Source organism: Nesterenkonia sandarakina (assembly GCF_003003175.1).
GTDB lineage: Bacteria > Actinomycetota > Actinomycetes > Actinomycetales > Micrococcaceae > Nesterenkonia > Nesterenkonia sandarakina_A.
Map to the genome: position 1 here is coordinate 56557 of NZ_PVTY01000001.1, position 10799 is coordinate 67355.

General features: G+C 68.1%; 8 protein-coding genes. 7 read left to right on the forward strand and 1 reads right to left on the reverse strand.

Annotation, left to right across the window (positions count from 1 at the left end; genetic code table 11):
* Positions 1–75: 75 nt before the first annotated feature.
* From BCL67_RS00245 to sucB, 3 genes are all read left to right on the forward strand, one after another.
* Positions 76–1665 carry a leucyl aminopeptidase gene (locus BCL67_RS00245; RefSeq protein ID WP_106121479.1) on the forward strand — a complete coding sequence of 530 codons (1590 nt, stop codon included), beginning with the start codon at positions 76–78 and terminating at the stop codon, positions 1663–1665.
* Positions 1666–1808: 143 nt separating this feature from the next.
* Positions 1809–3188, forward strand: coding sequence for a dihydrolipoyl dehydrogenase (gene lpdA, locus BCL67_RS00250; protein ID WP_374955612.1), 1380 nt, complete (start codon positions 1809–1811; stop codon positions 3186–3188).
* Between the two features lie 114 nt (positions 3189–3302).
* Positions 3303–5156, forward strand: a complete 1854-nt coding sequence (gene sucB, locus BCL67_RS00255) for a 2-oxoglutarate dehydrogenase, E2 component, dihydrolipoamide succinyltransferase (protein ID WP_106121480.1) — start codon at positions 3303–3305, stop codon at positions 5154–5156.
* Between the two features lie 178 nt (positions 5157–5334).
* Here the strand turns inward: sucB and BCL67_RS00260 are convergent, their stop codons facing one another.
* A complete protein-coding gene (locus BCL67_RS00260) occupies positions 5335–7176 on the reverse strand; it encodes a serine/threonine protein kinase (RefSeq protein WP_181255825.1) in 1842 nt (613 codons plus the stop codon).
* Between the two features lie 102 nt (positions 7177–7278).
* Here BCL67_RS00260 and lipB point away from each other — a divergent pair, with 102 nt between their 5' ends.
* From lipB to rpsD, 4 genes are all read left to right on the forward strand, one after another.
* Entirely contained in the window at positions 7279–8016 is a 738-nt protein-coding gene (lipB, locus tag BCL67_RS00265; RefSeq protein WP_106121482.1) for a lipoyl(octanoyl) transferase LipB, read from the forward strand.
* On the forward strand, positions 8013–9020 hold the full coding sequence (gene lipA, locus BCL67_RS00270; protein WP_106121483.1) for a lipoyl synthase: 1008 nt from the start codon (positions 8013–8015) through the stop codon (positions 9018–9020). Before lipB ends, lipA begins: the two co-directional genes overlap by 4 nt.
* Before the next feature lie 23 nt (positions 9021–9043).
* Positions 9044–9844 (forward strand): DUF4191 domain-containing protein, encoded by an 801-nt coding sequence (locus tag BCL67_RS00275; RefSeq protein ID WP_106121484.1) that lies wholly within the window; start codon positions 9044–9046, stop codon positions 9842–9844.
* A gap of 308 nt (positions 9845–10152) precedes the next feature.
* Positions 10153–10785 carry a 30S ribosomal protein S4 gene (gene rpsD / locus BCL67_RS00280; RefSeq protein WP_106121485.1) on the forward strand — a complete coding sequence of 211 codons (633 nt, stop codon included), beginning with the start codon at positions 10153–10155 and terminating at the stop codon, positions 10783–10785.
* Positions 10786–10799 lie beyond the last annotated feature (14 nt).

Sequence of the window (10799 nt, forward strand, 5' to 3'; positions counted from 1 at the left end):
GTTAGGATCGATTATCAAGAGCAACCAAGACGACATACCCCGATTCCACCACCGACGGAATCAGACAGGACCACTGTGATCCACGATTTCCAGCCCCGCCTCTCAGCCGTCTCCACCCCCGTGGAGAAGACCGACACCGACGCCCTGGTGCTCGGCGTCGCCAAAGGGCCGCAGGGACCGATCCTGCTCCCCAACCCGCTCGCCGATGACGCCGCGAAGGGCGTCGCGGACTCGCTGAAGGCGCTGGGCGCCACCGGAGCGGCAGACCAGCTGCTCCGCCTCCCCGGCATGGACGGCTTCAAGTCCGAGACCCTGGTGCTCATCGGTGTGGGGCCGCTGACCGGTGAGGCCACCGGCGGCATCACCCTCGAGGCGCTGCGCCGGGCCGCCGGATCCGCCGTGCGGCAGCTCGGAAGCATCGGCTCCGTCGCCCTGGCCCTGCCCTCGGCCTCGGTGGAGCAGGTCGGCGCCATCGCCGAGGGAGCCGCCATCGGTGCCTACTCCTTCAACCACTTCCGCAGCTCCGAGGAGGCCCGCACGGCCACCCCGGTCAGCGACATCCAGGTGCTGACCGAGCTCAAGGACAAGGCGACCCGTCCGGCCATCGACCGGGCCGCCGTCGTCGGCTCCGCGGTGCGCGCCACCCGTGACCTGGTCAACACCCCGCCGAGCCACCTCTACCCGGAGAGCTTCGCCGACATCGTCGCAGAGCTCGGTGACCGGACCAAGGCCCCGGCCCAGCAGGGCGGCACTGCCCGGGCCGCCAAGCTCAAGATCAAGGTCTGGGGTGAGAAGGAGCTGGCCCGCGACGGCTTCGGCGGCATCCTCGGCGTCGGCGGAGGGTCCTCGCGCAAGCCGCGCCTGGTCCGGATGGAGCACTCCCCCGCCAAGCCGGTCGCGCACATCGCGCTGGTCGGCAAGGGCATCACCTTCGACTCCGGCGGGCTCTCGCTGAAGCCTGCCGCGGCGATGACCACCATGAAGCTCGACATGGGCGGCGCCGCCACGGTCGCCGCCGTCGTCCGGGCGGCCGCGGACCTGAACCTGCCGGTCAAGGTCACCGGCTGGCTCTGCCTGGCCGAGAACATGCCCTCGGACACCGCGCAGCGCCCTGAGGACGTCATCACCATCCACGGCGGCAAGACCGTGGAGGTGCTCAACACCGACGCCGAGGGCCGTCTGGTCCTGGCGGATGGAATCGTCGCCGCCTCCGCCGAGCAGCCCGACGCCATCATCGACGTCGCCACGCTCACCGGCGCGCAGATGATCGCCCTGGGAGTGCGCACCACCGGCGTCATGGGCAACGAGGACCTGCGTGAAGCCCTGGTCATGGCCTCGAAGGAGGCCGGCGAGAGCGTCTGGCCGATGCCGATCCCGGAGGAGGCCCGCTCCGGCTTCGACTCCGAGGTGGCGGATCTCACGAACCTCGGCGATCGCTTCGGCGGCATGATGAACGCCGCGGCCTTCCTGCGCGAGTTCGTCGGAGACCGCACCGGCGCGCCCACCGACCCGCTGGACCCCGAGACCACCCGCATCCCCTGGGCCCACCTGGACATCGCAGGTCCGGCGTTCAACGAGAAGGGCGCCTACGGCTACACCCCGAAGTCGGGCACCGGCGTGATGGTCCGCACACTGATCAGCTACCTCGAGGGCCTGAGCCGCTGATCCAGTGGCTGATGCCTGCGCACAAGCGATAGGCTGAATCCAGTGAACACCTGGGAGAGGCTCCTCGGCGGGCCTCAGCGCCTGCCGAGGGGCTCTTCCAGACCGAACAATGATCTTCACGTCTCACTCAATGCAAGGGAGCAATGACCGTGGCCGACCAGCCTCAGGAATTCGACGTACTCGTCCTCGGAGGAGGCAGCGCAGGCTATGCGGCCGCGCTTCGCTCAGTCCAGCACGGACTCACCGTGGGCCTCATCGAGAAGGACAAGCTGGGCGGGACCTGCCTGCACTGGGGCTGCATCCCGACCAAGGCGTACCTGCACTCCGCTGAGCTCGCCGACGAGGCGCGCAATTCGGAGAAGTACGGCGTGAAGATGAACTTCGAAGGCGTGGACATGGCCAAGGTCCGCGAGTACAAGGACGGCATCGTCGCCGGGAAGTTCAAGGGCCTGACCGGTCTGCTCAAGATGCGCAAGGTCACCGTGATCTCCGGCGAGGGCAAGCTGGTCTCGGAGAACGAGATCGAGGTCGACGGCACCCGCTACACCGGCAAGAACATCGTGCTGGCCACCGGCTCGACGTCGAAGACCTTCGGTCTGCCGCTGAGCAAGAAGATCATCACCTCCACCGAGGCCCTCGAGCTCGACTACACCCCGAAGTCGGCCATCGTGCTCGGCGGCGGCGTGATCGGCTGCGAGCTCGCCTCCGCCTGGACCTCCTTCGGCACCGAGGTCACCATCATCGAGGGCCTGCCCTCGCTGGTGCCCAACGAGGATCCCTCGATCGTCAAGCAGCTCGAGCGCAGCTTCAAGAAGCGCGGCATCACCTTCAACACCGGCACCTTCTTCAACGAGGTCAAGGAGACCGACGACGGCGTCACGGTCACCCTCGAAGACGGCAAGACCTTCGAGGCTGAGATCTGCCTCGTCGCGGTCGGCCGCGGACCCGTCACCGAGGGCTTCGGCTTCGAGGACGCAGGCATCACCCTGGACCGCGGCTTCGTGATCACCGACGAGCGGCTGCACACCGGCGTCGGCAGCATCTACGCGATCGGCGACATCGTCCCGGGTCTGCAGCTGGCCCACCGGGGCTACCAGCAGGGCATCTTCGTGGCCGAGGAGATCGCCGGAAACAAGCCGATGATCGTCGAGGACATCAACATCCCGAAGGTCACCTACTGCGAGCCGGAGATCATGTCCGTGGGCTACACCCAGCCCGCCGCCGAGGAGAAGTACGGCAAGGACAAGATCGAGATCACCGAGTACAACCTCGCGGGCAACGGCAAGTCCTCCATCCTGGGCACCGGCGGCCTGATCAAGATGGTCGGGGTCAAGAACGGCCCGATCGTCGGAGTCCACGGCATCGGCACCCGCATCAGCGAGCAGGTGGGCGAGGCCCAGCTGATCGTGAACTGGGAGGCCTACCCCGAGGACGTCGCGACCCTGCTCCACGCACACCCCACGCAGAACGAAGCCATGGGCGAGGCTGCGATGGCGCTCTTCGGCCACCCGCTGCACGGCTGATCGGCACCGCCCGCACTTCCCGGACCAGCTCCGGGGCCCGCCCAGAACCGCCCGTAGAGATAAATGTTCCAGCCGTGAGGCTGTGTCGAACTTTGAGAGTAGGAGTCGGACACCATGTCTGAAACCGTTAACCTTCCAGCCCTAGGTGAGTCAGTCACCGAGGGCACCGTAACCCGCTGGCTCGTCGAGGTCGGTGACACCGTCGAGGTCGACCAGCCGCTGCTGGAGGTCTCCACCGACAAGGTCGACACCGAGGTTCCCTCCCCGGCTGCCGGCACGATCGAGGAGCTCCTCGTCGCCGAGGACGAGACCATCGAAGTGGGCGCCCCGCTGGTAAGGATCGGCGACGGGTCCGGCTCCGATGACTCCGGCTCCTCCGATGACTCCGCGGAGGAGTCCGCCGAGTCGGAACCGGCCGAGTCCGAGCAGTCCAGCGACGACGCAGAAGACATCGAAGATGCCGCCACCGAGGCGGCACAGCCCGAGGCCACCGAGGAGGCCGCCGAGGAGAACACCTCCGACGAGTCCTCCTCGGACTCCTCCGAGGGCGGCGAGAGCCAGGAGATCACGCTCCCCGCACTGGGTGAGTCGGTCACCGAGGGCACCGTGACCCGCTGGCTCGTCGAGGTCGGCGACACTGTGGAGGTCGACCAGCCGCTGCTGGAGGTCTCCACGGACAAGGTGGACACCGAGGTTCCATCCCCCGTGGCAGGCACCATCCAGGAGATCAAGGTCTCCGAGGACGAGACCATCGAGGTCGGCGCCGTGCTCGCCCTGATCGGGTCGGGCTCAGGTTCCGGTTCTGGCTCAAGCGCGGGCGGCTCCACCGATTCCGCCGATGCCGAGCAGGACGCCGACGCCGAGGAGAAGGCCGCAGAGCCAGCCACCGAGGAATCGGCCCCGAAGCAGTCACAGGATGAGAAGACTGAGCCCGAGAAGACTGAGCCCGAGCAGGAGCCCGCTCCCGAGGAGCGGACCAAGCAGGAGTCCCCGGCCAAGAGCGAGCAGAAGAGCGACACCTCGGACTCCTCCGCGGAGGGCTACGTCACGCCGCTGGTGCGCCGCCTGGCCAAGAACGAGGGCGTGGACCTCGCCGACGTCAAGGGCACCGGGGTCGGAGGTCGCATCCGCAAGCAGGACGTGGTCGACGCCGCCGAGGCGAGCAAGTCTCAGGCACAGCCCGAGGCTCCCGCCGAGGCTCCTGCCGCCGCGAAGTCCGCACCCAAGGTCGAGGTGGACACCACCAAGCGCGGGACCACCGAGAAGGCACCACGCATCCGCCAGGTGATCGCCCAGCGGATGAACGAGTCCCTGGACATCGCCGCGCAGCTGACCCAGGTCCACGAGGTCGACATGACCCGGATCGTGAACCTGCGGGCCAAGGCCAAGGCGTCCTTCAAGGCGCAGAACGGTGTGAACCTCACCTACCTGCCCTTCATCGGCACCGCGGTCACCGAGGCCCTGAAGCAGCACCCCAAGCTGAACGCCGAATACGACGAGGCCAACCAGCAGATCACGTACCACGACAGCGAGCACCTCGCACTGGCCGTGGACACTGAAAAGGGCCTCCTCGTGCCGGTCATCAACGACGCCGGAGATCTCAGCATCGCCGGACTGTCCAAGAAGATCGCCGATGTGGCGGAGCGGACCCGCCAGTCCAAGATCGGTCCGGGTGAGCTCTCCGGAGGCACCTTCACGATCACGAACTTCGGTTCGGTCGGGGCGCTCTTCGACACGCCGATCATCAACCAGCCCCAGGTCGCGATCCTGGGCACCGGCACGATCGTGAAGCGTCCGATGGTCGTGACCGACGGCGACGGCAACGAGTCCATCGGCATCCGCCACATGATGTACCTCTCACTGACCTACGATCACCGACTGGTCGACGGCGCCGACGCGGGCCGCTTCATGCAGACGCTGAAGGCACGTCTGGAAGAAGGCAACTTCGAGGCCCAGCTGGGTCTGTAGCCGCCGCCAGACGTTCGGACGCTGACTTCAGCGGAGTCAGCGTCCGAACGTCTGGGCGTCAGGTGGCGGAGGCTCCTGCGCCTCCAAGTTCACCGCAGCGAACAGGGCTCGTCCATCCGGACGGGCCCTGTTCTGCGTCTCAGCCGACCACACCCCGCTCATCCGGTCTCAGTCCCGCTCAGCCGTCCTCAGCCGCCGAGGCGGACCCGCCCGCCGTCGCAGGGTCCACCTCGCGGACGGTGTGCAGCAGCCACCGGCCTTCCTGCCGCTGCAGCACCAGCACCACCTCCTGGGATTCGGGCGCGCCGCTGCCCATACCGGTGGCCGTCACCGTGGCCCGCAGCTCGGCGACCCTCCCCCGATCACCCTCCGCGTCACCGGCGCTCCAGCCGTCGGCCTCCCCGCCCTCCCGGCTCTCATCCCGGCTCTCAACCTCGCTCTCAACCGGGCCGGTGTCCTGATCAGACTGCTGGTCCAGGTCCGGCTGCTCGTCCCCGACGCTGATCACCAGGGGCTCCCCCCGATAGCTCAGCCCGGCCTCGGCGAAGTCTCGCACCAGGCGCACATCGGCCGCCCGAGCCGGGGCCTCCGCCACGGTGTAGCCCCGCACCTGCTCCACAGACGCCTCGCGGAGCGCCTGGGTCCGCAGCGCCGCGATGCCCTCCACCGCGCGCTCTGCGTCGGGGTGACCCAGCAGCTCCGCGGGACTGAGCCCGGCAGGATCCGGGGCGCGCGGGCGAGGATCCTCGGGGCTGCGCGGACCATCCGCGCTGCGCTGCTCCGTGGTCTCGGTCTCGGGCGGTGCTGTCTGTGCGATCGGCGCGAACGTCGTCGTCGGGGTGGGGGTGACGAGCCCGGCCGCGAACCAGAGCCCGAGGAACCCCAGCGCACCCAGAGCCAGGGCGCTGAGCCGGGGCGCCCGCCGTCGCGCGCTGGTCTCTGCTCCGGGCCGGGTCGGCAGCTCCGGCACCACCTCCTCGTGCACATGCGGCGTCAGGTCCAGCGCGGCCGGGGCGGAGCAGCGGAACAGCTCGACGGCGAAGTCCTGCGCGCTGGGCCGCAGACCAGGATCCTCCTGCAGGGCCGATTCCAGCAGCAGCGCGATGGTGTCCGGCAGCTCCGGGCGCAGGCTCGGCAGCGGCGCCCGCTGGCTGCTCCGAGCCGGAACCGAGCCGGTCAGCGAGAACCAGGCGACCGCCCCGAGAGAGTACACATCGGCTTCCGGGGACAGTCCGGAGCGAGCCTCACGCCGCGTGGCTGAATCGGCCCCTGGCGGCAGTCGTCCCTCCAGCTCACGCTCCGGTGCCGCGAACCCGGGAGTCCCGGACGCCGAGCGCGCGGTGCCCAGGATCGCGGCGTCGGCCAGGTCCCCCAGGGCCGGCTTGCCGTCCGCGGCGAGCAGGATGTTGCCCGGCGAGACGTCTCCGTGGGCCACACCGCCGAGATGCAGCGCCCCCAGGGCGGTCGCGATCGGAGTCAGCACGGTGACCACCTCCCCCAGGCTGAGCCTGCCGACGCTGCGCAGGAGCTGACCCAGCGACCCGGTGTTATAGGGCTCAAGCATCAGTCCGAGTCCCTGGGAGGTCTCCAGGGCGCCATAGGCCCGCACCAGATGCTCATGACGGAGCATGTCCAGCGCCTGAAGCTCCGCGGCGACTCGCTCCACCGGCTCCCGGCGCCGCCGCCCGGCCGTCTCGCCCGCTCCCCCGCCGACCTCCTGGCCTGCTCGCTGAGCTCGGGGAACCTTCAACGCGAAGGCCGCCGGCGGGCAGCCGTCGACCAGCTGCCAGTCCGGCTCATCGGGAGAGTCCCACCAGACCAGCCAGACCAGGGCGTTCCCGCCGGCGCCGAGAAGTCGCTCCACGGTGATGCCCGGGGCCGACGGAGGGTCCCAGCCGCGGGTGACGGAGTCGTCGAAGGTCCGCCGCATCCGCTCCAGCGGTGCGGCCTGCTCGGGGCTGCCAGCAGTGCGATGCGAGGTGCGGCGCCCCAGGAGGCGCCCGGTGATGTCACCGTTCATGACATCCATTCTCACCGGACGCAGAGCCGGTCTGCGGGTTATCCACAGGTCATCTCTGCATCAGGTTCCCGCCGCGTGGTCGGTTCGGTCTAGTCTGGTGTCATGGAGCTCACTTTCACGAGGCTGGGGTTCGATCCTGCGCTTCTCGACTACTCCGAGACGCTCGCCCTCCAGCGGCGTCTGCACACGGCGGTGCAGGAAGGCTCGGCGCCCTCCACCGTGCTGCTGCTCGAACATGCCGACGTCTACACCGCAGGTCGGCGCACCGAACCGGCTGATCTGCCCGAAGACGGGACCCCCGTGGTGGACGTGGATCGCGGCGGGAAGATCACCTGGCACGGCCGCGGACAGCTCGTCGGCTATCCGATCCTGCATCTGCGCGACCGGTCACTGGTCAAGGACTACGTCTGCGTGCTGGAGAAGACCCTGATCCGCATCCTGGCCACCGACTTCGGCATCACCGGCACCCAGGTGGCGGGACGCTCCGGGGTCTGGATCACCGGAGACGGCCCGGACCGGAAGATCGCCGCCATCGGACTGCGGGTGCACCGCTCGGTCACCATGCACGGGTTCGCGCTGAACTGCTCCAACGACCTCGCCCCGTTCGAGAACATCATCGCCTGCGGGATCACTGACGCGAAGACCACCAGCATCAGCGCCGAGCTGGGCCGGCAGGTCACCCCAGAACAGGTGGCCGACCGGGTCACCGAGGAGCTGCGCCATGCGCTGCCTCCGCTGCTGCACGACGACGACGCGCCCGTCCTTGCCGGATCCCCCGGCCTCGGCGCAGACCAGGACACCTGTGTGATGTCCCGAACAACAGAAGGAGCACCACAGTGACTGTGGCACCCGAAGGCCGACGCATGCTGCGCGTCGAAGCACGCAACGCCTCGATCCCCGTGGAGCGCAAACCCGAGTGGATGCGCACCAAGGTCAAGATCGGCACCGAGTTCACCGAGATGAAGAAGCGAGTGGGCGAGAAGGGCCTGCACACGGTCTGCGAGGAAGCCGGGTGTCCGAACATCTTCGAGTGCTGGGAGGACCGCGAGGCCACCTTCCTCATCGGCGGCTCCGCCTGCACCCGACGCTGTGACTTCTGCGAGATCGACACCGGCCGCCCCGGCGCCGTGGACGAGTCCGAGCCGCTGCAGGTGGCGCAGTCCGTCCAGGAGATGCAGCTGCGCTACGCCACCGTCACCGGCGTCGCCCGCGATGACCTCCCCGATGAGGGGGTCTGGCTCTACGCCGAGACCATCCGCAAGATCCACGAGCTCAACCCCGGCACCGGCGTGGAGATCCTGATCCCGGACTTCTCCGGGCGCGAGGAGAACATCGCCGGGATCTGCGAGGCCGCCCCCGAGGTGTTCGCGCACAACGTCGAGACGGTTCCCCGGATCTTCCGGCGCATCCGCCCGGCCTTCCGCTACGAGCGCTCCCTGGACGTGCTGACCCAGGGCCGCCGCCACGGGATGATCACCAAGTCCAACCTGATCCTCGGCATGGGCGAGACCCGCGAAGAGGTCTCCGAGGCGCTGCGCGACCTGCACGACGCCGGCTGCGACCTGCTCACCATCACCCAGTACCTGCGGCCCACCCCGCGGCACCTGCCGGTGGACCGCTGGGTCAAGCCCCAGGAGTTCCTCGACATCTCCCAGGAGGCCGAGGAGATCGGCTTCCTCGGCGTGATGTCCGGGCCCCTGGTCCGCTCCTCCTACCGTGCCGGATCCCTCTGGGCCAAGGCCATGCAGAAGAAGGGCTGGGAGATCCCCGCCGCGCTGGCGCACATCGAGCCCTCCGGAGCCACCAAGCAGGAAGCATCCACGCTGGTCGCCGCAGGGTACTGAGCCTGCGGTAGACTGAGATCACTATGGCACCAGCAGACTCCACTCCTCCCAAGGCTTCCTCCAAGGCAGAGGCAAAGGCCGCGCTCAAGAACCTCAAGGCCGAGCAGAAGGCCGAACAGCGGGACCGCAAGGCCCGCAAGAAGGCCAATAAGCAGGAGGGCTTCTTCGCGCGGATCAAGCAGGTCTTCACCATGACCCGCTCCTACGATCCGAACATCGGATGGTGGATGGCGCTGGCCTTCTTCGTCACCTTCGGCGTGTTCTTCCTGATCTTCACGTTGACGCTCAACTGGGTGACCGGTCTGCTGATCGGTCTGCCCTTCGGCCTGCTGGCCGCGATGATCATCATGAACCGCAGAGCCGAGAAGGCCGCGTTCTCCCGGATCGAAGGCCGCCCCGGTGCCGCCGCCGCGGCGCTGAGCACGCTCAAGCGCGGCTGGATCGTCACCGAAGAGCCGGTCGCGATGGACCCGAAGACCCAGGACGCGATCTTCCGAGTCCTGGGCAAGCCCGGTCTGGTGCTGGTCACCGAAGGCCCCGCCGGGCGGGTGAACAAGCTCGTGGAGAAGACCCGCAAGCGGTTCAGCCCGATCCTCCGTGACACCGGTGTGCCGATCCACGTCATCCAGTCCGGACGCGGCGACCAGCAGGTATCGCTGCAGAAGCTGGCCAAGACGATCAAGAAGCTCGACAAGAAGCTCACCAAGCACGAGGTCAACGCGGTGGACCGCCGGCTCACCGCGCTGCCGATCTCTCGGCCCCCGATCCCCAAGGGCGTGGACCCCTACCGCACCCGCCCCGATCGCAAGGCGTTGCGCGGATAGCTCCAGCCCCGTCTGATCTGCACCTCACAGAACCCCGATCATCCAGCTGATGATTGGGGTTCTGTCATCCCCGGTGCTAGGCTGTTGTGCTGTCTGGCAGGCTTCGCATCTTAACCGAAGATCCCCTGCACACAGGCTCCCCCTCCGGTTCATCCTGATGGGGTTCCCGTGTGCCGGTGCGACGTCGCAGTGCCGTGAGCCTTCGGCGGCTCACACTCTCCGAACCACGGATCTCGGAGGCCAGGTACCTGATCGTTTGTCGCGATCAGGAATAAACATCATTCGCCGACAAGACAGGAAGGCATTCAATGCCCACATCACCATTGCGCAGTCGTCGTACTGTGAAGGCATCGCGAGCCCTTGGCATCGCGCTGACCCCCAAGGCCCAGAAGTACCTGGATCGCCGCCCCTACGGCCCCGGCCAGCACGGCCGTACCCGTCGTCGCACCGACTCGGACTACGCGGTGCGTCTGAAGGAGAAGCAGCGTCTCCGCGCCCAGTACGGCATCCGCGAGGCGCAGATGCTGCGTTACTACGAAGAGGCCAAGCGCATGCACGAGGGCCTGACCGGTGAGAACCTGGTCGAGCTGCTCGAGTCCCGGCTTGACGCCCTGGTCCTGCGTTCGGGCTTCGCCCGCACCATCGCCCAGGCACGCCAGTTCGTGGTGCACCGCCACATCCTGGTCAACGGCAAGCGCGTGGACCGCCCGTCCTTCCGCGTGAAGCCGGGTCAGATGATCCACGTGCACGAGCGCTCCGAGGTCTTCGAGCCCTTCCAGGTGGCCGCCGCAGGCACCCACCAGGATGCGCTGCCCACGGTCCCCGGCTACCTCACCGTCGAGATCGAGAAGCTCCAGGCGACTCTTTCCCGCAAGCCCAAGCGCGAAGAGGTCCCGGTCACCTGCGAAGAGCAGCTCGTGGTCGAGTTCTACGCACGCTGATCCGCATCGGATCG

Excerpts from the sequence above, each read along its gene's own strand:
- lpdA (WP_374955612.1), top strand. The coding sequence starts at position 1,809 with ATGACCGTGGCCGACCAGCCTCAGGAATTCGACGTACTCGTCCTCGGA.
- BCL67_RS00275 (WP_106121484.1), top strand. The coding sequence starts at position 9,044 with ATGGCACCAGCAGACTCCACTCCTCCCAAGGCTTCCTCCAAGGCAGAG.
- sucB (WP_106121480.1), top strand. The coding sequence starts at position 3,303 with ATGTCTGAAACCGTTAACCTTCCAGCCCTAGGTGAGTCAGTCACCGAG.
- BCL67_RS00260 (WP_181255825.1), bottom strand. The coding sequence starts at position 7,176 with ATGAACGGTGACATCACCGGGCGCCTCCTGGGGCGCCGCACCTCGCAT.
- lipB (WP_106121482.1), top strand. The coding sequence starts at position 7,279 with ATGGAGCTCACTTTCACGAGGCTGGGGTTCGATCCTGCGCTTCTCGAC.
- rpsD (WP_106121485.1), top strand. The coding sequence starts at position 10,153 with ATGCCCACATCACCATTGCGCAGTCGTCGTACTGTGAAGGCATCGCGA.